This window comes from Dechloromonas denitrificans, from assembly GCF_001551835.1.
GTDB lineage: Bacteria > Pseudomonadota > Gammaproteobacteria > Burkholderiales > Rhodocyclaceae > Azonexus > Azonexus denitrificans.
The window spans coordinates 197,508-216,762 of the sequence record NZ_LODL01000010.1; the positions used below are offsets into that span (position 1 = coordinate 197,508).

Here is a 19,255-nt window from a genome sequence, read left to right on the forward strand (position 1 = left end):
CAGTTTATGAATCCCGGTTTATAAGTAGAAATACTTAATTCATAAATAGAAATGCATTTTTTGAATAAAGAAAGGCGGGGCCGCAACTGCACCCCGCCCTGCCCTGCGCGCAAAGACGCTTAGCGCTTGCCGCTCGGCACGTAGATCTGGTCGAAGACACCGCCGTCGGAGAAGTGAACCTTTTGGGCGTTGCGCCAGCCGCCGAAGGATTTATCGATCGTCACCAGCCGGGTCTTGGCGAACTGCTTGGCGTATTTCGCGGCGATCTTCGCATCCTGCGGCCGGTAGAAATTGCGGGCGGCAATTTCCTGGCCTTCGGCCGAGTACAGGTACTCCAGATAGGCCTGGGCTACCTTGCGGGTGCCGTGCTTGTCGACGGTCTTGTCGACGACGGTGATCGGCGGCTCGGCGAGGATGGACAGCGACGGCGTGACGATCTCGAACTTGTCACCGAGTTCCTTGAGCGACAGGTAGGCTTCGTTTTCCCAGGCCAGCAGCACGTCGCCGATACCGCGTTCGACAAAGGTCGTGGTCGCCCCGCGGGCACCGGAGTCGAGCACCTTGACGTTCTTGAAGATCTGGCCGATGAACTCCTTCGCCTTCGTTTCGTTACCACCCGGCTGTTCGAGGGCGTAGGCCCAGGCCGCCAGGTAGTTCCAGCGGGCGCCGCCCGAGGTCTTCGGGTTCGGCGTGATGATGGCGACGTCCGGCTTGACCAGGTCGTTCCAGTCCTTGATGCCCTTCGGGTTGCCCTTGCGGACCAGGAAAACGATGGTCGAGGTATAGGGCGACGCATTGTTCGGCAGACGCTTCTGCCAGTCCTGCGGAATCAGCGCCTTGTCGGCCAGCGCATCAATGTCGTAGGCCAGCGCCAGGGTGGCGACGTCGGCTTCCAGGCCGTCGATGATGCCGCGCGCCTGCTTGCCGGAACCACCGTGTGACTGGTTGATGGTGACGTTGTCGCCGGTCTTCGCCTTCCAGTATTTGGCGAAAGCTGCGTTGAAATCCTGATACAGCTCGCGCGTCGGATCGTAGGAGACGTTGAGCAGGGAAATATCGGCAGCCAGCACGTTGCCGGCCAGGACCGATGCAGCCAGCAGGCTGGAAACGACGGTTTTTAGCTTCATGGGGAACTCCGCTTATCCAAATTAGGGTGAAGCGGAGTCTAGGGAGGCCTGTCCAGACCCAGAACGAATGATTTTTTATTTGCTTATAGGTCGGTTGGGCAATAACTCATTCGTATGTAGTTAAACGGCTGCTGGAATTGAGATGAAACGATCGGTGTTTATCTTTCAGCGTTTATGGTGGTGAGCGGAAAGGCGATCGATTCGATAAAGCGACGTGGTATTGGATACCTCGTTGGCGATAGCCAGATAGAACTCGCCGCGATAATGGAAAGCGCTCAATCCCTCGGGGGCGACATCGCCATCCGTAACGATCATGTCGACGTAGGAGGCCTTGTGCGGGACTGTGACGTCGAACACGGCGACTGCGCTTTTCGTTGTGCGCTCGAGGCCGATAAAGGCATAGGTACGGCCACCGATATCAAGTAGTGCGACACCTTCCGGTTCCACCCCCTTGTCGCGGCTGCGTCCGTCATCATAGATGCCGAGTTCGGCCGCCTTCTTGTCGAGAATGTCACCGCTATCGTAGACCAGCCGGCCCGCTTCGTCGCGAATCGAGAAGGAACGGGCGCCCGCCGCATAGAGTTCACTCGCCGAGGAATCGGCGTTGGAAACACGAAGTTTGTCGAGCGGTGCAACGGCGCCAAAGGTGCTGGCGGCGGAACGATCCTTGTCGTCCTCCCGGAAGTCACCTTCGTTGGCCATCACCAGATAGGTCTTGCCCTTCCACTCGTAGGCAGCGATGCCATCCGGCATGTAGAGGCCCTTGACCTTGTGCGAAGCGAAGGAAACCGTGCCTTCGTTGAGCGGATCGATCTGATTGCCTGGCAGGCTGAAATCCTTGGCGCCAAGACCGATAAGCTGAGTGAATTCGTTGGTCGTCAGGTCGAGCACGGCCATGCCATTGGCTTCCTGCAGGGTGACGAAAGCCTTGGTGCCGTCTTCATTGACGGCGATGTACTCAGGCTCGAAGTCCATGCCGGTCGTTAAGCGCAGATTGGCCCCCGAGGTCGCCACGCCGTTAAAGCCTGCCGTAGCAACGACGCTGCGCGAGGCCACGTCAATGATGCTGACGCTGCCCGCCGGGTCGTTGCCAGAAGTGCCATAGACATAGGGAATAGTCGTTCCGATGCGGGCGCCATAGACGCTCGGCGTCGCCTCGTTCGCTACCAGCAGACGTGAGCCATCCGGGGTAAAGGTCAGCATGTCGGGCAACGCGCCCACCTCGACCGTATTGATGCCGGCGCTTGGCACACGGCTCCTGGTATCGTAGAAGAGCACGACACCCGGGCTGGTACGGTTTGTTGATTCGACGGCGAAGGCGGCCAAGCCATGCTTGATAGCGACACTGTTCACCGAACCATAGGCACTCGTATCAATATGTTTGAGCAGCGTGCCGGTCCTGGCATCAAGCACATCGACGCCGACCACACCTGCTACCCAGAGCGTATTCGTCCGCTTGTCGAAAGCGGGAATTTCCGAAACCTGGCCGGCGGTCACGCCATGTTTGTAAGTCCATTGCTTGCTGAAGCCAATATGCGGGTTGTCGGCGAGAAGGGTGGTCGGCAGCAGCACGGCGAGCAAGGCCAGCTGAGCCAATGACACTGAAATTTTCGTGACATGCGGATGCAATATTCCCTGGCTACGATGACACCCGCTAATACAAGCGGGGCAATAAAAAACCAGCCCGGCGTTGCGGCACCGACAGCACCCAACCCCAACAAGGAGTCCCGTCAATGCAGAACCTTACTCGCAAGGCCATTGCTTCGGCCGTTGCCCTCGTCATTTCCGCCGGCACCCTGCCCGTCTTCGCTGCCGAACCCGTCGTCCAGGGGCCGGAGTCGGTCCAGGACTGGTACAAGCAGGGCCATCACTTCATCCGCCACAGCGAACGGATCGTCGACAACCATCGCCACGCCAAGAACGTCATCCTGTTCGTTGGTGACGGCATGGGCATCTCGACCGTGACCGCCGCCCGCATTCTGGAAGGCCAATTGAATGGCAAGCCGGGCGAGGAAAATCGCCTGTCCTTCGAAAACTTCCCCAACCTGGCCCTCTCCAAGACCTACTCCTGGGACCAGCAGACATCGGACTCCGCCCCGACGATGACCGCCATGGTCACCGGCTACAAGGCCCGTGAGGGCATGCTCTCGGTCAACCACCTGACCGCCCGTGGCGAATGCGATGCCGCCAAGATTGCCGCCAACAGCCTGCCGACCATCCTTGAGCAGGCTGCTGCCGCCGGCAAGGCGACCGGTGTCGTCTCCACCGCCCGCATCACCCATGCCACCCCGGCTGCCACCTACGCCCACACCGCCGTCCGCGACTGGGAGCACAACGGTCAGGTTACCGCTGCCTGCGCCGGCGTGGCCAACCCGGTCAAGGACATTGCCCGCCAATTGATCGAAGTATCGCCGACCGTAGCCAAGAGCCTGAAAGTCGCCTTGGGCGGTGGCCGCGAATACTTCCGCCACAACACCCAGTTCGACCCGGAAGACACCACCAAGAAGGGCCTGCGGACCGATGGCCGCGACCTGACCGCCGAATGGGTCGGCACGCGCGGTGCCAATGCCAAGTTCGTCTTCGACCAGGCCGGCTTCGATGCCGCCACCCCGACCAACACCAGCCACCTGCTCGGCCTCTTCGAGCGCTCGCACATGGAGTACGAGGCTGACCGCACCAACGACACCGCCAAGGAACCGTCGCTGACCGAGATGACCGCCAAGGCCATCGACATGCTCGACAACAACAAACGCGGCTTCTTCCTGCACGTCGAGGCTGGCCGTATCGACCACGCCCACCACGCCGGCAATGCCAAGCGCGCACTGCTCGACACCGTCGAGTTCGCCAAGGCGATCAAGAAGGCCTACGAGATGACCGACCCGCGCGACACGCTGATCATCGTCACCGCCGACCACAGCCACGTGTTCACCATCGCCGGCTACCCGCATCGCGGCAACGACATCCTCGGCATGAGCAAGGAAGTGCCGGCGGTGGACGGCTCGCCGACGGCACCGACCAAGGCTGGCGACGGCATGCCCTACACCACGCTGGGTTACCAGAATGGCCCGGGCGCTGCCAGCAATCCGCGCAGCAACGACCTGAGCAGCATCGATACCACGGCCCTGAACTACCTGCAGCAAGCCGTCGTGCCGATGGGTTCGGAAACCCACGCCGGTGAAGATGTTGCCATTTACGCGACCGGCCCGAAGTCCTACCTGGTTCGCGGCAGCATGGAACAGAACTGGATCTACCACGTGATGAAGGAAGCCTTCGGCTTCTGACCGTTGTCCCGGGCGGCCCTCAGTCGGCTGCCCGGGGCTTCAAACATGAGCGCCCGGCGGGGCGCTCGCTGCGTTTATAGAGGATGCTGCGGTGAACTTGAAAAAAACAGTGATTTTGGGCTGCCTGGGCCTGGGCCTGAGCGTGATGGCCACTGCCCAAGCCCATGAAGCGCATCACGGACATCAACCGGCGGACAGCGCATCGTCCACCGCCGGCCAGCCGCTCAAGCCACTGGCTGCCCGCTTCGATCTGAGCAACAACAAGCTGCGGACCGAGTGGTATCTGTGGCGCGATGCGGATGCGGTCGAGACCGCCGACCTGGCCACCGGCCAGAACAATATCTGGGAGCGTCAGGGCAAGAACGATTACAGCTACCGTCGCGTTTTCCACCGCGATCAGCGCGTCGTCGAATACACGCCGGGCGAGATTCGCACGCGCAATGCCGAGCCCGACTGGGTCAAGCTGGCTTCGGTCGTTTCACCCGAGTTGCTCGACTCGCTGAAGCGCGGCCCGAGCAGGATGCAGTTCGGCCAGAGGGCTGTGCGCTACAGCGGCATCCTGAATGGTCAGAAGATCGAGTTGTGGTGGCTGGAACAGGCCCGCTTGCCGGCACGCCTGCAGATCATCGGCCCGCAGCAACGCATGGAACTCAGCCTGAAGGAAATCCACACTGAGGCCCCGGCCACCTGGCCGCGTGCCACCGATGAACGCATCGCCAGCTACGGCAAGATCGATGCATCCGACTTTGGCGACATGGAAAGCGATCCCTTCGTCGCCCGCGTCATGCAGCAGGACGGTCATCACCACGCGCACTGAGCGCCCATCCGGGCTTGCCGCCCGCCATCAATGAAAACAGGCCCGGCGGTGATGATGCCGCCGGGCCTGACGGTTTCTGATCAACTAAATCAGGCGGCCTGGTCGACCGATTTCTCTGCCTTGGCCTTACTGGCTTTGGCCGCCTTGACGGTGTTCTCGGACAAAGCGATCAGTTGGGCCTGGGCTGATTCGGTGGCTTGCTTGACGACGTTCTGCACCGAATCCATCGCCTCGTTGGCCGTGGTCAGCGCGCTCTTGACGACGTCCATGACCGGCTCGGCTCCCTGCGGCACGTTCTTCATCGTTGCTTCGACAGCGGCGACGAACTGCTTTTGCGCGTCAGCCATCTGCGCTTCGATCAATTCGCCGAATTCGTTGCCAAGGCCAACGGCGATCCCGAACAGGTCATGATTGTAGGCGGCAGCCTTCTCCGCCAGGTCGTGCAGGGCATTGTTGTGCAGCTTCGACAGCTCCTTGATGTCCTTGCTGCTGAGCAGCGAGTGGGTGTGCTCGTGATGGCGCGCCAGGGAGTTCTTCGAGGTGTCCAGATTCAACTGGGCGATTTTCTCGACAGTCACCAGCGCCTTGCTGGTCATCTCGTGCAATGCAGACAGTTGGGCCTTGTGGGTCGCAATCACTTTATCGGCATTCATCATGCAGGTTCTCCGCTCGGTGGGTTGGTCCAGCAAACACCTTACTCATCCTGCATTACACGGTTATTGCAAAGCCACGCTGCGGCTCCAGCCAGCCTCAACACCTACAGCACGCCAGTCGGCAGGGTTTGTTTTTCCCCAAGCGGCAGATAGACGAAGACAACCTGTCCGGCGGTTAGCGTTTCCACCACGTACATCCCGCCAATGACATCGCCCGCCTTGATGACCAGATGCCGCCCCTGATGGTTGATGAAAACACGCTGCTCGCCATCTTCATGCAACTGTCCGAGGTACTGGAAAGGCAATGGCGGCGCCTTGGGCTTGGCTGGCGGTGGCGGCGGTGGCGCGACATACCAGCTCTTGCGCCGGAAAGGATCGATGGCTGGTCCAGCTTCCTCGCCAGCCATGCCCTCCGGGTTGGGTATTTTGGCCAAGGGTTCGAGCATTGGCTGCGCCACGGGCTCGACGTCGAGCGGGCGCTGTCGGGTTGCCGCCTCGATGGCAGGAACAACCCCTTCTTCATCCTCGAGCAATAGCCCAGCCCCCAGCGTCACGGCGAGCAGCGTGCCGAGGATGGCCCAGCGCTGGCGCGGCCTCACAGCACGTCCACCCGACGGATGAAGATAACCAGACGCAACTGCACCTCAACTTCGCTGGCACCAATGGTGTCGCGACGCAGGCTGACATCCTCGATCGCCAGGTTCGGAAACTCGTCCCGCAAGCCGAGCAGGAACTGGCGGATTTCACTGTAGCCCCCCTGTAGCGGCAGGCTCACCACATAGCGGTCAAGCAGTTTTTCTTTGCCCGCAACCAAGCGGTATTCGGCTGCACTGAATTGCAAGCCGCCACTTTCGGCCAGATTGAGCAGCCGCCCCACTTCGCCCGGCAGACGGCTCGCGTCGGGAAAGCGTTCGAGCAAATGCGGCTGCCCCTGCTCCGGGGCAGTTTGACGTTCGATCTGCAGGCGCCGGGTGCTTCGCTCAAGCGCGGCCAAGCGCCCTTCGCCGGCTTCGATGGCGGTTTCTCGCCCAGGCAGCAGAAGCAGATGTCCCGTGGCGGCCAGCAGCAAAAGCAGGCTGCCGGCCAGCAGCAGCCAATTCGGATTGGCCAGGGCAAAGCGGGCGCGCGCCAGCAGGCCATTCAAAGCGCGAGCTTCCATGTTGCGCTGATTTCAAAGACGACCGGACGCTGCCCGTCTTCGGTCTTGATCTTGTGGGACAACAAAGTGGCCTGGGCCAGCGGTGGCCGGCGCAGGGCTTCGACAAAGGCCAGGGCGGCCGGCAGGTTGCGCGCCTCACCGGTAATCTGCAGCGTTTTTCCAGCCGTATTGGGCACGATGGCGAGCAAGGCCACATCTTCCTGGGTGGCCTGATCGATATGGCGATAGAGCGCTTCCCAGTCAATGGCGATGGCGGCTGCAGTCTGCCGCAGTGCCTTGTCCTGCTCAGCGTTCAGGACCGGCCCGGATGCTGTCTTGCCATCGCGCACCAAGCGGTCGGCCCGCCGCTGCGCCTGGCGCAACTGCGCCTCAACTTCGTCTTGCCGCTGGCCAAGACGATGGGCATCGAGCCACGCATCGGCCGCGAGCAGGATGCCGGTCAGCAGCAGGACTACCGGCAACAATCCAGCGCGGCGCGGCTGAAAGTCCAGGTCCAGGTCACGCATGCGCCACCCCGGCAAACATCGGCAGGCGACATTCGACCTGCCAGTCGCCCAAGGTCGGCGGCCATTGCTGCTGGCTGAAGACCTGCAGTTTTTTGATCTCGACCGCCGACGATTCGGTGGCCAGCAGGCCCGGCAGTTCATCGCTTGCTGGCTCGGCGGAACGATGGTTGCGCAGCAGGCAGGGGCTTCCCTGATGAACGCCAAGCAGGGTCAGCCAGCCGTCATCCGGCAGCACGATATAGCCATCGTTCAGGGTGTCCCGACAGGCTGCCAGTTCGACATTGAGGCGCGGCTGGATGCTGGTCAGGCGCAACTTCGCGGCTTTGGCGGCCTGGCGCAAAGCCAGGAGCAATGCCTGCGGCAGGCCGGCCGCCACCCCGTTGCTGCCGAAGACGGCACGGTCGAGTGCGATATCGAGCCGCTCGGCAGCCTCCCCCAGGCTGTGACGCAACAAGGCGCGGGCCATCGCCAGCCGGGCCTGTTGACCGACGACCGTTTCGCTCCACGGCAACACGGCATAGCGCACGAACTGGTCGGCAAGCACTACGCGCAGGCAGCTTCCCGGACGGGCATGGCTGGCCAGCTGCACCTGGGCCTCGGCCAAGGCCGGCTGCCACGAAGCCTGCTCGGCGCTCGGCAGCGGAGCCGTCGTCGCATAGGTTTGGCTCGCTCCGCGCCAGCCCCGGCGCTCAAGCCTCACGCCGGCCGGATGGATGAACAGGGTCAGGTTATCAAGCCACGAAGGTGACACGGTTCGCTTCCTCGAGACTGGTCACACCGGCCTTCACCAGATCCAGCGCCGATTCGCGCAGCGAGTGGGTGCCGCCGCGCCGGGCCGCCTCCTTCAACTGGCGGATCGGGGCCCGGGCGAGAATCAGTTCGCGGATTTCGTCATCGAGCGCCAGCAACTCGGCAATCGCCCGCCGACCACGATAGCCGGTGCCGCGACAGGTGCCACAGCCAACGGCCCTCCTGAACAGCCAGTCCTCGCCGGGCCGGATGTCGATTTCAGCATCGGCCAACTGCCCGGCTTCCGGTGCGCTCGGCACGGCACAGGCCGGGCACAGCACGCGGATCAGGCGCTGCGCAACGACGCCATTCAGGGCCGAGACCAGGTTGTAGGGATCGACCTGCATGTGCAGAAAGCGGCCGATCACATCGAAAACATTGTTGGCGTGCACCGTGGTGAACACCAGGTGGCCAGTCAGCGCTGCCTGCACGGCGATCTGCGCCGTTTCCGGATCGCGGATTTCGCCGACCATGATCTTGTCCGGGTCGTGGCGCAAAATGGAACGCAGACCACGCGCGAAACTGAGGCCCTTCTTCTCGTTCACCGGTATTTGCAGCACACCGGGCAGCTGGTACTCGACCGGGTCCTCGATGGTGATGATCTTGTCTTCGCCCCGGTTGATCTCGGACAACGCGGCGTAGAGCGTCGTCGTCTTGCCGCTGCCGGTCGGCCCGGTGACCAGCAGCATGCCGTAGGGTTCGGCCGACAGGCGGCGGATACGGTGCATGGTGTCGCCGTCGAAGCCCATCACGTCGAGGCGCAAGCCTTCCAGACGGTCGCTCAGGGCCTGCTTGTCGAGCACGCGCAGCACGGCATCCTCGCCCCAGATGCAGGGCATGATCGACACCCGGATGTCGATCTCGCGCTCCTGCCAATTGACCTTGAAACGACCATCCTGCGGCACCCGACGTTCGGCGATGTCGAGTTCGGAGAGCACCTTGATGCGCGAAATCAGTTGTTCGGCGGTATCGCTGCCATCGATGGCGCTGGCGAAGTTGAGCACGCCGTCGATGCGGTATTTAATGCTCAGCCCGCGCTGGCCTGCCTCTATATGAATGTCGCTGGCCCCTGATTTCAGGCCGTCGTGCAGCGTCGACCGCAGCAGACGGACGATGGTGCTGCCCTCCTCGGCAATGCTCTGCAACGACAGCTTCTCGCCACCACCTTCGCTGATGGCGACGACTGAAGCGCTGGAGAAACCGGCATCCAGGGTGCGGACCCGCGCCTCTTCGCGGGCCAGGTAGGCCGTGACCACCGAATTCGGCGCGAGCCGCCAATCAACCCGACAGGCCAGCGGCAGCAGACCTTCCAGCCAGTCGCGCAAGCCGGCGTCAAAGGGATTGGCGGTAACGGCAAGGCAGCCCTCATCGACCTCGAGGAGCAACACCTGGCGTCGCACATAATCAGCGAACGAGGCCAGTGATAACGCCAGCGCCTGCTCCGGCAAGTCGCCCAGTCGTACGGCCTGGATCCCAAAAGCGGTGGCGGCGAGTTCGGCCGCCGTGCTTTCGTCCATTCCATGTTCGGCCTGCAACCCGCAAAGAACAGCCGGCAATCCACCACTGGCCGCCAGTTGGCGGGCCGTGGCGAGCAAGGCATCACGCCGCATCAGATCGCTGGGCGAGTTCATTGGAAATTTCCGGCCAGTTCGAAGATCGGCATGTACAGAAGCAACACGATGCCGCCAATCACAACGCCTATGCCAGCCATCAGCAGCGGCTCGAACAGACGACTGAAGGTCTCGACCAGACGACCGATCTCCTCATCGTAGAAAGCGGCAATCGACTCCAGCATGGCACCCAATTGGCCGCTTTTTTCGCCGACGGCGATCATCCGCCGGGCGATCGGTGTACTCAAGCCACCGCGTTGCGCCGCATCGGAAAAAGCCAGACCCTGCTCGATATCGCCGACCGTCTGCATCAGCCCGGCACGCAGCGCCCCGGGCAGAAGATCGCCAATCATCAGCAGGCTGGAGCGGAGCGGGATGCCGGCCCGCAACAGCATGCCGACCGTGCGGTAGAAACGAGCAAGGTAAACAATGCGCAGGCGTTCGCCGAGGGCGGGCAAACGCCACAGCAGGCGGCCCAGCCCCGCCCGAACGGCAGGCAGCGAGAGCAGGCCGCTCATTGTCCCGGTCGCCAGCGCACAGCCAACGAGCAGACCGGCCGCGTGCTGGTTGACGAAACCGCCCCATATGAACAACAGCGCCGACAGTCCCTCCGGTTGCCGGCCACTGTCGGCAAAGACCAGCGCAAAGCGTGGCACGACAAAGCCGAGCAGGAAAAAGGTAACCAGGCCGCCGACGATCAGTAACAGGATCGGATAGATCGCCGCGCCGAGCAGTTTCTTTTTCAATTCACGCAATTTTTCATCGAAGGCGATGTAGCGGCGCAAGGCCTCCGGCATGCCCCCCGTCCGTTCGCTGGCCTTGACGGTAGCGATGTAGAGTTCCGGAAAAATCGCCGGATAGCGCTGGAGCGCCAGTGATAGCGACAAACCCTGGCGCAGCGACGCCAGCAGGCCATTCAGCACCTCACCGAAGGCACCGCCCTGATCCTGTTCGGCCAGCGTCTCCAGCCCCTCGACGACATTCAGCCCTGCTTCAAGCAAAGAGAGCAACTGCCTGGTGAACATCGGCAACTGGAATTTTCCGACGCGCTGACCGGCGATCCGGCCAACTGCCACGGAAGAAATGATTACCGCCCCTTGCAGCGCCGGTGCCTGCAGCAAGGCTGCCGCACTGTCGGCCGCAACGCGCAAGCGACTGAGCTTTTGCCCGGGCAGGACGGCGACCACATCGAATTCCATTCGGGCGATGCTCACCAGTTGCCGATATCGGCAGCCTCACCTTCGCCGCCAGGCTTGCCGTCCTTGCCCAGTGAAAAAAGGTCGAACTCGCCATGCTCGCCGGGCTGCACATACTGGTAGGCGCCGCCCCACGGATCGGCCGGCACTTCCTTGCGCAGATAGGGGCCTTTCCACCGGCTTTCGCTGGCCGGCCGCTTGTTCAGCGCCGCCAGGCCCTGCTCGCCGTTCGGATAGCGCCCGACATCAAGACGGTAGTGATCGAGCGCCTTTTCCAGCGCATCGATCTGGGCACGCGCCGCCTTCACTTCGGACTTGCCGATCTGGGCGAAGTACTTCGGCCCGACATAGCCGGCCAGCAAGCCGATGATGACCATCACGACGAGCAGTTCGAGCAGCGTGAAACCACGCTGGAGACCAAGAAGTTGCGAACGGAAGGAAGATGCCACGGGGTGTGCTGGAGCATGGACAAGACAAGCGATGTTATGGCGCTCACATTACAAGGCAGTGACACTGGCATGTTCAAGAAGCTGTAACACAGCCCCCTTAATCTAGCGTTTCCATGCCCCTGCCCCACCTTGCTCTCCTGCTGCTGTCCCTGCTCGCCCCGCTGTCGGCAACTGCCAACGGGAGCATCTACGGCTACGTTGGCGACGATGGCATCGAGCGCTTCAGTAACGTACCGGACGACCCGCGCTATCGACTGCTCCTGCGCGACCGTCTGGCTCCGGCGACGGCTGGCCTGCGCTTCCCGCGCGGCGTCTTCGCCCTGCCCTTCGAGCAGCGTCCCTTCCATCAGGAAATCCATGCCGCCAGCCGCAGCAGCGGGGTCGATGCGGCATTGTTGCATGCCGTCATTTCAGTCGAATCCGGCTACCGGGAACGCGTCGTTTCGCCCAAGGGCGCGACCGGTTTGATGCAGTTGATGCCCGCCACCGCCCGCCGCTACGGCCTGAACCGGGCCGACGATCCGGCGGGTAACATCCGTGCCGGCGCCCACTACCTGCGCGATCTGCTGGCCATGTTCGACAACAACGTAGAACTGGCGCTGGCCGCCTACAACGCCGGCGAAAACGCGGTGCTGCGTCACGGCCGCCGGATACCGCCCTACGGCGAGACCCAGCGCTACGTACCGCTCGTTCTCGCCCATTACGACAGAATCAAGGCTCGTCCTCGTCCACGGTAATGCGGCGCCGGCTGGCCCCGCCCTTGTGCACAAACTGCCAGTCGGCATAACGGCAGGCGCCTTCGAAATCCGACTGCTCGGCGGGAAAATCACCGATCTTGATCGGTGCCTGCAGCGAGCGGCTGGCGACTCCGACGATCCGACCCTGGCGACTGATCAGATGCCATTGCCCGTCGGCACTCATCGGATCGCTGTACAGCCGGCGCAAATGGCGCACCGGCATCGGGAAACGCGGATCGTGGGCAAGATCGGCCAGACGGGCCGGATACTGCGGATCGCCGGGTGAATTATCGTAATAGCTGGCGATCGCACGACGGTATTCCTCGCCGATGAACAGCAATTCCTTTTCCTTGTCGCGCCGGCTTTCCATCTGCCACAAGGTACCGGTCCCGGCCAGCGCGATGCTGCCGAGGGCTACGGTAAAGAGCAAGCCAAGGTAGGTGACGCCGATTTGATTTTTGGCCATTTTTCGGCGTTGACCGCAGCAATCAGCTACCACGCCCGGTACTCGCTGCCATCGCTCCCCAGCCCCTCGGCACCGCTCTGCACATCCCAGACCTTGCGCTGCCCCGGTTCGTCGGGCGGGCTGACCAGCACCCAGCTATCGCTGCGCTCGGTGATCGGGTCCGGCGGCACCCGCCGCAGATAGCGCCGATTGACCAGATCGTCGAGGCTTTCCGGATAGTGGCCGGTATCGGCGCGAAACTTGTCGATGGCATCGCGCATCACGGCCAGCGACTCGCGCAAGGTCGCCTCCCTGGCCCGGTCGAGGTGCTGAAAATAACGCGGCACGGCGATGGTCAGCAGCGTGGCGATCACCGCCATGACCACGAGCAGTTCGATCAAGGTGAAACCGCGCCGGCCCATGCTCACCATTCCCGGTAAGGCACGCCGTTGGCGCCGCGCGCTTCGGACAGGGAATAGACGTCGAAGACGTCAGCCCCCTCGCGCGGCGCTTCGGGCGGGCTGGCGTAACTGCGCTTGCCCCAGGTCTGGGCGGGGCTCAGGCCGGCGTCTCGATTGAAGGGGTCGCGTGGCAGGCGGCGCAGGAAGTAGAGCTTGCCCTTGCCGGGGTCCTGGCGGTTCTCGACGCCCTGGTACAAGTCCTCCAGCCGGGCCGGATAGCCGCTTTCATCGATCTTCCGGGCAATTTTTCCATCGTCGGCGGCCCGCCGGTAAGCATCGATCGCGCCGCGAATCTCGCGCAGTGCAGCACGCAACTCACTCTCTTGCTGACGACGCACCGTTGTCTCCAGTAACGGCGTTGCCGCCAGCGCAAGAATTCCGACGATGGCCACGGTGACCACCAGTTCGACCAGGGTAAAACCGCGCCTAGCCAGCGGTTTCATTACTCCCCTTTCGGCGCGGCATTCGGCTGACCGACTTGCACCGGCGGATCATCGGCCTCCGGCGGAGCTTCGCTGTCGCTGGTATTTGCCTGCACCGGAGCGGGGCCGCTACCACCCCGCCCGCTCATGCTCAAGGCACGGCCGCCCTGACTGCGTACGGTCAACGGCGCCGCCCCGACCGCCGCCTCGGTGCCCGATGCAATGGTCGGCTGAGCGTAGTCCGGACGATGGATGTTGCGGACGATACGCGGCGTGATGAGGAGGATGATTTCTGTCTTGGTCGAGGTGTCCTTGTGGCTGCCGAAAGCACGGCCAAGCACCGGGATCTCGCCAAGGCCTGGCAGATGGTTGGTCGCCTTGCGCTCCTCGTCGCTGATCAGGCCGGCCAGTACCTGGGTTTCGCCATTCTTCAGGCGCAGGCTGGTGCTGGCACTACGCGTGCCGACCTGATAGGCCAGCGAATTGGAGGGGCCGGTGATTTCCTTGATGACGCTGCTCACTTCCAGCCCGACCTTGATCGACACCTCGTCATCGAGGGTTACATTCGGCTCGACATCGAGCTTGAGGCCGACATCGAGATAATTGACCGAGGCCGAGACGCCGACATTGGCGGTGGCCGTAGTGGTGAATACCGGCAGCTTGTCGCCGATATGGATCTTGGCTTTTTCGCGGTTCTTGACCCGGATGCGCGGGTTGGCCAGCACGTTGGTGTCCGAGTTCTGCCCCTTCAGGTTCAGCGTCAAGGCAGGGTTGGCGACAAAGCTGGTCAAGGCGGAGCGGTTGCGCAGATTGACGTAGCCGCTGGCCAAGGTGCCGCCCGGCGTCGTCGTTGTCGTATAGCCGGCGGCCGTCGCCGTTGTGGTGGTCAAAGAATCCTGCAACAAGCCGTAGCCGATCGAATCCGGCCAGTCGACGCCGAACTCGTTGAGCCGACTACGGCTGACTTCCAGCACCTCGACTTCCAGCATCACCTCCGGCTCGGCCAGATCGAGCGAGTCGATCAGGCGTTCAATCAGGCGCATGGCTTCCGGCGTATCCTTGACGATCAGCAGGTTCAGCTTCTCGTCGGCAAACACATCCTTGCTCTTGGCGACTGTCTTGACCAGCGTCTGTGCCTGCTTGACGTCGGTATTGGCCAGATAGAAATTGCGCACAACCAGTTCCTGATACTCCCTGGCCTTGGCCGGTGTATTCGGGTAGATCAGGAAACTGTTGTCGTTGAGTTGCCGTTTTTCCAGTTGGTTGGTGCCGAGAATCAGGCGCAGGATGTCTTCGAGCGGGCTGTTGCGCACAAAAATGGTGACCTTCAGATCGCCCCTGACATCCTTGTCGAAAACGAAATTCAGCCCGGAAGAACGAGACAGGACCTCGAAGACCGATTTCAGCGAGGCATCGCGGAACTCCAGCGTCACCGGCTTGCTCAATGCCGCCCGCGTCGCCTCCGAGGCGATGCCGCCCGACTCGTCGGCACGCCGATGGTCGATGGCGGTCTGCAAGCGAAGTGCCTCGCCATTGCGTGGACTTTGCGCCCGCACGGTACGCACCAAGCGCTCGGCCCCCAGCAGGTCGTTCTTGGCCAGCATCTGCTCAGCCTGGGCCAGTAACGAGAAATGGCGACGGTCGACGGCAATTTGTTCAATCCCCTGAAGGGCACGCGTATTGCGCCCATCGAATGCCAGTACGCGCCGATAGACAGATTCGGCCGTATCGAACTGGCCGCGCGCGCGCAGCGCATCGGCCTCGGTCAGGTGATCGTTAATGGCAGCAGACTTGTTGTTGATCAGGGCGGCCTTGATCTCGGCATCGCGCGGCTTTTCGCGAGCGGCCTGTTCCAGTCGGGCGACGCCTTCATCCCGCCGTCCATCACCGATTGCTGCAATACCATCGAGAAATGACTGATTGGCACAACCGGCCAACAGAACAAGCGGTATTACAAGGCTATAAGCAGGTGGCAAATATATAGCGGCTTGAGATCGCATTCGCGTTTCAGGGAAGACACCAAACAGCCGATACTATGAAAAATGGGTTACAGAGCTATTACTTGGGGCAGCCTGTACTTCACCGATGGCGGCACTTCCGAGCAGATCTAGTTGCGGCAGTAACCGGGGCATGCCGTCAAAGAAAACGCCCGCTTATTAGGCGGGCGACGCAAATCCCTTCTCCGACAAGGCATTAGCACAACTACTCCAGTCATACTCCCAGGCTTATCCACAGGAAATGTGAATAAGCGGGCGAACCAAGCGGCTCTCCCGCCCGCCTCCTGATCAGGCGTCGGCGATTGCCGGCGGCGTCCGCGATGCCACCATCAAACGGTTCCAGGCATTGATTTCGGCGATGCAAAAGGTCAGTTTGGCGATTTCTTCCGCGCTAAAGTGCGACTGCAACGCCGCATAGATGGCATCCGGCACATCCTGGCTTACCAGCACCGTGACCGCCTCGGCCCAAGCCAGTGCAGCGCGCTCTTTCGCACTGAAGACGGGGGCTTCCTTCCAGGTGGCTAGCAGATGAATCTGATGCTCGCTGAGACCGAACTTGCGCCCCAGCGGGACGTGCATGGCGACACAGAAGGCACAGCCGTTGATTTGCGAAATCCGCAGCCTGATCAATTCAAGCAAACCAAGATCCATCCCGGAATTCTGAACATATGTGTGGACCCCGTACATGGCCTTGTAGCCGTCGGGAATGAGTTTGCTTACATCGAATCGCTGTTCCATTTTTAATCCTTTGTTACGTAGGTGATGGCCCGCGCCGGGCTGATTGATACTACTGAACGAGTGGTAGGATTGCCATGTCCATTTATCGTGTAATTTATTAGTCCACTATTGAGCAATAGCGATGCGACGCGCGCAAGAACTTGAACTCGGCATCGGCCCCCGGCCGATTGGCAGTACGCTGCAACGATGGCTCTATGCCGAACTGCGGGCCTCGATCCTTTCGGGGCGGATCAAGGCGGGGCAACGCCTGCCCTCAACGCGCGAACTGGCCAGGCAGCAAGGCATCTCGCGAGGAAGCGTGCTATCGGTCTACGAGCAACTGGCTGCAGAAGGCTACCTCGCCGGAACCGCGGGGAGCGGCACCACGGTTGCCTGCGCCCTGCCCGCCGCCGACCGGGGACAGGAGAAGCCCGCGGCGAAAGCCTCACCCCTCGGCCAAACGCGCCTTTCCGTACAGGGCGAGCGGCTCGCCGCCAGTCCCTTCCCCGTGTTTGAGGCGGCCACGCCGTTGCGTACCTTTCGCGCCAATCAACCGGACCTTCATGCGTTTCCCGTTGCCATCTGGCACAAGCTGCAGCAAAGCCACCGATCCAGTAGCGATGGGTTACGGCGAGGCAACCGGCCTCCGCTCGCTAAGACAGGCTATTGCCGATCATCTCCGCTATTCCCAGCGGATCGTCTGCCGCGCCGAGCAAGTCATGATCCTGGGCAGCGCCCAACAGGGTCTTGACCTGTGCGCTCGACTGCTGCTCGATCCGGGCGACTCGGTATTGGTCGAAGACCCCGGTTATCCCGGGGCCAGTCATGTCTTCGGGCTGACCGGCGCCAAGGTGATCGGCGTGGCCGTGGACAACTGCGGCATGAAGACGGAGCCCGCCTTGCCGGTGACCCCCGACATGCGTCTGGCCTACGTCACTGCCGCCCACCAGTCGCCCCTCGGCGGCGTTATGTCGATCGAACGTCGCCTGGCCCTGCTCGCCTGGGCGGAAGCCTGTAACGCAACCATCATCGAAGACGATTACGACAGCGAATACCGTTTCAAGGGCACGCCTCTGTCAGCCCTGAAAAGCCTGGATCAGGGCGATCGGGTGATCTACATGGGCACCTTCAGCAAACTGCTCTACCCTTCCCTGCGACTGGCCTACCTCGTGGTGCCGGATTCTCTGGTAGACGCCTTTGCTTCGGCCATTTCGGTGACTTGCCGGCATATCTCGATGTTTCAACAGGAAGTGCTGTCGCTATTCATTGCCGAAGGGCATTTCGCCCGCCATCTGCGCCACATGCGCCTGCTCTACGGGGAGCGGGCGGAAATCTTCCAGCAGGCGTGTCAAATCCAGCTCCAGGGCCTTGTCTCGGTGCCCCCGATCACGACAGGGCTGGATGCGACCGCTTTCCTTCCGGCGCAGGCCAACGATCTTGAGGTCACCAGATACCTGGCCAGCCAGGGAATAGAAGCCCGGCCGCTATCGTTCTATCGGGTGAACCAAATGCCGGCGCCCGGGCTGGTGCTGGGCTTTTCGGCCTTTGACGGCACCGCCATTCGCGCTGGCGTCGCCGCCATGGGCCAAGCCCTGGAGCGCTGTCTCAGATAGCGAGCATTCTTCCGGACTGCGTCGCCGGCCTGGTCAATAGCGCGGCATGGGCCGTTGGTCATTGCAACGGACCAGAATATTGCGGGTGCTGAAGGCGCCGGAATTCGGGTCCGTACTGCCTTTCTCGATTGAACGGCCGGTCGACAGCCCCTCGCGGGTAACGGTTTCGAAACCATGGGCGCCACATAACTCAGCAGCCTTTTCAAAACAGGTGTCGATGCTGCGCCCCCTGCCATCGCAAGTAATCTTGTGACCGATCGAGCCGTCGGCCAGATACATATCGTTAACGGTGACGCACCCCGACAGCGATGCCGTCGAAACCAGGCCCAGCAGCAGAACGGTCGAACGCATGGCGATCCTTGCCTCCCGAGAGCGATGAAACTTGAACTGTTACATCCATGTATGCCGGCCGATGCTTTCGTCGGCTTTTTGCTTTTGCAATTGGAATCAGGCGGCGGGCGGTGTTGCCGAGCCGGGCATACGACAATCATTGGCCAGCGGCTTGCTGGTCTTGCCATCCAGAAGCAGGCCTTTCCACGGCAGATCGACCCAGACCATCTTGCCGGCCTTGTCCTTGAAGCGCGGTAATCCAGAGAAGGAGTTGTCGCGCTCAAGCTGGTAACTCCGGCCATTCCAGCCGAGCTGGATGCGGTAATTCACCTGTTCCCGGTACTCGCGCTCGACCTTGACGCTCTTGCCGAGTTCGCAACTGTAGTTGCCACTGGCCAAGGCGAGGTCAAGCTGGCCGTTGCGGTGAGAAATGGGCGCTTCCGAAGGCTGGGGCGCGCTCGCCTGCGGCGCTGGCGGAGAACTGGAACAGGACGCCAGTGCCATGCACAAGGCAGCCTGGATCAGTAGCGAAGGATGTTTCATCTTGAAATTTCCCGGAAAACGAACGGATTTCATTGTAAAGCGTCAATGCTTGAGCAAGCTTCATGAAGCTCTCGGCAAGAATGCTCTCCTCGATCAGCACGACAAGCATGTCGCCTCGGGAAGCGCTCAAGCCCTGCGGTCGACGCCGATTCTTCGGTTTTTTCGCCGATCCGGGCGTGCTGAATTGCGCAGTTTGCCGCCACACATGATCAGCGCCGGCACCACCAGCAAGAAAAGCAGAACGATGGCAGCAAGAAGAAGGCGGTTATCGAGAATGGTTTGAAGCACGGCTTTCTCCTATCGACTCACTGCTTTACTACCTCTAATTCGACATGATCAAGATTCGTTCAGTTCGACAATTAGATGTTTCCAGGCAAGGGCGCGTCGGCCGGAAACAAAAACG

General features: G+C 61.8%; 24 protein-coding genes. 6 read left to right on the forward strand and 18 right to left on the reverse strand.

Translation table 11 applies throughout. From position 1 onward, the window contains the following. Positions 1–119: 119 nt before the first annotated feature. Positions 120–1,127 (reverse strand): sulfate ABC transporter substrate-binding protein, encoded by a 1,008-nt coding sequence (locus AT959_RS05185; RefSeq protein WP_066881299.1) that lies wholly within the window; start codon positions 1,125–1,127, stop codon positions 120–122. A 165-nt stretch (positions 1,128–1,292) separates the two neighbouring features. Further along, positions 1,293–2,729: a choice-of-anchor I family protein gene (locus AT959_RS05190; RefSeq protein ID WP_157651212.1), complete on the reverse strand. Its 1,437-nt coding sequence runs from the start codon at positions 2,727–2,729 to the stop codon at positions 1,293–1,295. Positions 2,730–2,860: 131 nt separating this feature from the next. Between AT959_RS05190 and AT959_RS05195 the strand changes: the two genes are divergently transcribed. Both AT959_RS05195 and AT959_RS05200 read left to right on the forward strand, forming a co-directional pair. Next, positions 2,861–4,408: an alkaline phosphatase gene (locus tag AT959_RS05195; RefSeq protein WP_066881301.1), complete on the forward strand. Its 1,548-nt coding sequence runs from the start codon at positions 2,861–2,863 to the stop codon at positions 4,406–4,408. 91 nt (positions 4,409–4,499) lie between these two features. Continuing rightward, on the forward strand, positions 4,500–5,225 hold the full coding sequence (locus AT959_RS05200) for a hypothetical protein (protein WP_157651213.1): 726 nt from the start codon (positions 4,500–4,502) through the stop codon (positions 5,223–5,225). A gap of 89 nt (positions 5,226–5,314) precedes the next feature. On the opposite strand, the gene AT959_RS05205 is transcribed toward AT959_RS05200, so the two are convergent. The 8 genes from AT959_RS05205 to gspG form a co-directional block, all read right to left on the reverse strand. After that, the gene (locus AT959_RS05205; protein ID WP_066881305.1) at positions 5,315–5,881 is read right to left on the reverse strand and encodes a phasin family protein; all 567 of its coding nucleotides are present in this window, start codon (positions 5,879–5,881) and stop codon (positions 5,315–5,317) included. A gap of 101 nt (positions 5,882–5,982) precedes the next feature. Next, the gene (locus AT959_RS05210; protein ID WP_066881307.1) at positions 5,983–6,477 is read right to left on the reverse strand and encodes a hypothetical protein; all 495 of its coding nucleotides are present in this window, start codon (positions 6,475–6,477) and stop codon (positions 5,983–5,985) included. Further along, on the reverse strand, positions 6,474–7,037 hold the full coding sequence (locus AT959_RS05215; protein ID WP_066881309.1) for a hypothetical protein: 564 nt from the start codon (positions 7,035–7,037) through the stop codon (positions 6,474–6,476). The genes AT959_RS05210 and AT959_RS05215 overlap by 4 nt, the downstream gene beginning before the upstream one ends. Then, on the reverse strand, positions 7,019–7,543 hold the full coding sequence (locus AT959_RS05220; RefSeq protein ID WP_066881311.1) for a PilN domain-containing protein: 525 nt from the start codon (positions 7,541–7,543) through the stop codon (positions 7,019–7,021). The genes AT959_RS05215 and AT959_RS05220 overlap by 19 nt, the downstream gene beginning before the upstream one ends. Beyond that, entirely contained in the window at positions 7,536–8,294 is a 759-nt protein-coding gene (locus AT959_RS05225; protein WP_066881313.1) for a hypothetical protein, read from the reverse strand. Before AT959_RS05225 ends, AT959_RS05220 begins: the two co-directional genes overlap by 8 nt. After that, the gene (locus tag AT959_RS05230; protein WP_066881315.1) at positions 8,275–9,963 is read right to left on the reverse strand and encodes a GspE/PulE family protein; all 1,689 of its coding nucleotides are present in this window, start codon (positions 9,961–9,963) and stop codon (positions 8,275–8,277) included. The genes AT959_RS05225 and AT959_RS05230 overlap by 20 nt, the downstream gene beginning before the upstream one ends. After that, positions 9,960–11,156, reverse strand: coding sequence for a type II secretion system F family protein (locus AT959_RS05235; RefSeq protein WP_240481730.1), 1,197 nt, complete (start codon positions 11,154–11,156; stop codon positions 9,960–9,962). The genes AT959_RS05230 and AT959_RS05235 overlap by 4 nt, the downstream gene beginning before the upstream one ends. Then, entirely contained in the window at positions 11,153–11,587 is a 435-nt protein-coding gene (gspG, locus tag AT959_RS05240) for a type II secretion system major pseudopilin GspG (protein ID WP_066881319.1), read from the reverse strand. Before gspG ends, AT959_RS05235 begins: the two co-directional genes overlap by 4 nt. Before the next feature lie 113 nt (positions 11,588–11,700). Here gspG and AT959_RS05245 point away from each other — a divergent pair, with 113 nt between their 5' ends. Continuing rightward, a complete protein-coding gene (locus AT959_RS05245) occupies positions 11,701–12,324 on the forward strand; it encodes a lytic transglycosylase domain-containing protein (protein ID WP_066881321.1) in 624 nt (207 codons plus the stop codon). Here AT959_RS05245 and AT959_RS05250 read toward each other — a convergent pair. From AT959_RS05250 to AT959_RS05265, 4 genes are read right to left on the reverse strand one after another with little or no spacing between them, the layout of a single operon-like run. Beyond that, positions 12,299–12,790, reverse strand: coding sequence for a type II secretion system protein (locus AT959_RS05250; protein ID WP_066881323.1), 492 nt, complete (start codon positions 12,788–12,790; stop codon positions 12,299–12,301). The genes AT959_RS05245 and AT959_RS05250 overlap by 26 nt on opposite strands. Before the next feature lie 26 nt (positions 12,791–12,816). Continuing rightward, a complete protein-coding gene (locus AT959_RS05255; RefSeq protein WP_066881325.1) occupies positions 12,817–13,191 on the reverse strand; it encodes a type II secretion system protein in 375 nt (124 codons plus the stop codon). Positions 13,192–13,193: 2 nt separating this feature from the next. After that, entirely contained in the window at positions 13,194–13,673 is a 480-nt protein-coding gene (locus AT959_RS05260) for a type II secretion system protein (protein ID WP_066881327.1), read from the reverse strand. Then, on the reverse strand, positions 13,673–15,256 hold the full coding sequence (locus AT959_RS05265; protein WP_240481732.1) for a secretin and TonB N-terminal domain-containing protein: 1,584 nt from the start codon (positions 15,254–15,256) through the stop codon (positions 13,673–13,675). Before AT959_RS05265 ends, AT959_RS05260 begins: the two co-directional genes overlap by 1 nt. Before the next feature lie 27 nt (positions 15,257–15,283). On the opposite strand from AT959_RS05265, the gene AT959_RS21750 reads away from it, so the two are divergent. After that, complete coding sequence (locus AT959_RS21750; RefSeq protein WP_240481733.1) at positions 15,284–15,568, forward strand: hypothetical protein; 285 nt, start codon at positions 15,284–15,286, stop codon at positions 15,566–15,568. A gap of 369 nt (positions 15,569–15,937) precedes the next feature. Here the strand turns inward: AT959_RS21750 and AT959_RS05270 are convergent, their stop codons facing one another. Next, complete coding sequence (locus AT959_RS05270) at positions 15,938–16,387, reverse strand: carboxymuconolactone decarboxylase family protein (RefSeq protein ID WP_066881331.1); 450 nt, start codon at positions 16,385–16,387, stop codon at positions 15,938–15,940. Between the two features lie 121 nt (positions 16,388–16,508). On the opposite strand from AT959_RS05270, the gene AT959_RS21980 reads away from it, so the two are divergent. Next, positions 16,509–17,117 (forward strand): GntR family transcriptional regulator, encoded by a 609-nt coding sequence (locus tag AT959_RS21980; protein WP_088178942.1) that lies wholly within the window; start codon positions 16,509–16,511, stop codon positions 17,115–17,117. Beyond that, positions 17,032–17,979, forward strand: coding sequence for an aminotransferase-like domain-containing protein (locus AT959_RS20780; RefSeq protein ID WP_276203670.1), 948 nt, complete (start codon positions 17,032–17,034; stop codon positions 17,977–17,979). Before AT959_RS21980 ends, AT959_RS20780 begins: the two co-directional genes overlap by 86 nt. Positions 17,980–18,012: 33 nt before the next feature. On the opposite strand, the gene AT959_RS05280 is transcribed toward AT959_RS20780, so the two are convergent. The 3 genes from AT959_RS05280 to AT959_RS21010 all read right to left on the reverse strand — a co-directional run bounded on the left by AT959_RS05280 (position 18,013) and on the right by AT959_RS21010 (position 19,140). Continuing rightward, positions 18,013–18,330: a hypothetical protein gene (locus AT959_RS05280; RefSeq protein ID WP_066881333.1), complete on the reverse strand. Its 318-nt coding sequence runs from the start codon at positions 18,328–18,330 to the stop codon at positions 18,013–18,015. Positions 18,331–18,426: 96 nt separating this feature from the next. Continuing rightward, a complete protein-coding gene (locus AT959_RS05285; protein ID WP_066881335.1) occupies positions 18,427–18,852 on the reverse strand; it encodes a flagellar basal body L-ring protein FlgH in 426 nt (141 codons plus the stop codon). Between the two features lie 126 nt (positions 18,853–18,978). Further along, positions 18,979–19,140 (reverse strand): hypothetical protein, encoded by a 162-nt coding sequence (locus tag AT959_RS21010; protein WP_157651215.1) that lies wholly within the window; start codon positions 19,138–19,140, stop codon positions 18,979–18,981. Positions 19,141–19,255: the final 115 nt, after the last annotated feature.

Excerpts from the sequence above, each read along its gene's own strand:
- AT959_RS05185 (WP_066881299.1), bottom strand. The coding sequence starts at position 1,127 with ATGAAGCTAAAAACCGTCGTTTCCAGCCTGCTGGCTGCATCGGTCCTG.
- AT959_RS05230 (WP_066881315.1), bottom strand. The coding sequence starts at position 9,963 with ATGAACTCGCCCAGCGATCTGATGCGGCGTGATGCCTTGCTCGCCACG.
- AT959_RS21980 (WP_088178942.1), top strand. The coding sequence starts at position 16,509 with ATGCGACGCGCGCAAGAACTTGAACTCGGCATCGGCCCCCGGCCGATT.
- AT959_RS05260 (WP_066881327.1), bottom strand. The coding sequence starts at position 13,673 with ATGAAACCGCTGGCTAGGCGCGGTTTTACCCTGGTCGAACTGGTGGTC.
- AT959_RS21750 (WP_240481733.1), top strand. The coding sequence starts at position 15,284 with ATGGCGACGGTCGACGGCAATTTGTTCAATCCCCTGAAGGGCACGCGT.
- AT959_RS05265 (WP_240481732.1), bottom strand. The coding sequence starts at position 15,256 with ATGCTGGCCAAGAACGACCTGCTGGGGGCCGAGCGCTTGGTGCGTACC.
- AT959_RS05250 (WP_066881323.1), bottom strand. The coding sequence starts at position 12,790 with ATGGCCAAAAATCAAATCGGCGTCACCTACCTTGGCTTGCTCTTTACC.
- AT959_RS05195 (WP_066881301.1), top strand. The coding sequence starts at position 2,861 with ATGCAGAACCTTACTCGCAAGGCCATTGCTTCGGCCGTTGCCCTCGTC.
- AT959_RS05255 (WP_066881325.1), bottom strand. The coding sequence starts at position 13,191 with ATGGGCCGGCGCGGTTTCACCTTGATCGAACTGCTCGTGGTCATGGCG.
- AT959_RS05285 (WP_066881335.1), bottom strand. The coding sequence starts at position 18,852 with ATGAAACATCCTTCGCTACTGATCCAGGCTGCCTTGTGCATGGCACTG.
- AT959_RS05205 (WP_066881305.1), bottom strand. The coding sequence starts at position 5,881 with ATGATGAATGCCGATAAAGTGATTGCGACCCACAAGGCCCAACTGTCT.
- AT959_RS05280 (WP_066881333.1), bottom strand. The coding sequence starts at position 18,330 with ATGCGTTCGACCGTTCTGCTGCTGGGCCTGGTTTCGACGGCATCGCTG.
- AT959_RS05245 (WP_066881321.1), top strand. The coding sequence starts at position 11,701 with ATGCCCCTGCCCCACCTTGCTCTCCTGCTGCTGTCCCTGCTCGCCCCG.
- AT959_RS05215 (WP_066881309.1), bottom strand. The coding sequence starts at position 7,037 with ATGGAAGCTCGCGCTTTGAATGGCCTGCTGGCGCGCGCCCGCTTTGCC.
- AT959_RS05270 (WP_066881331.1), bottom strand. The coding sequence starts at position 16,387 with ATGGAACAGCGATTCGATGTAAGCAAACTCATTCCCGACGGCTACAAG.
- AT959_RS05220 (WP_066881311.1), bottom strand. The coding sequence starts at position 7,543 with ATGCGTGACCTGGACCTGGACTTTCAGCCGCGCCGCGCTGGATTGTTG.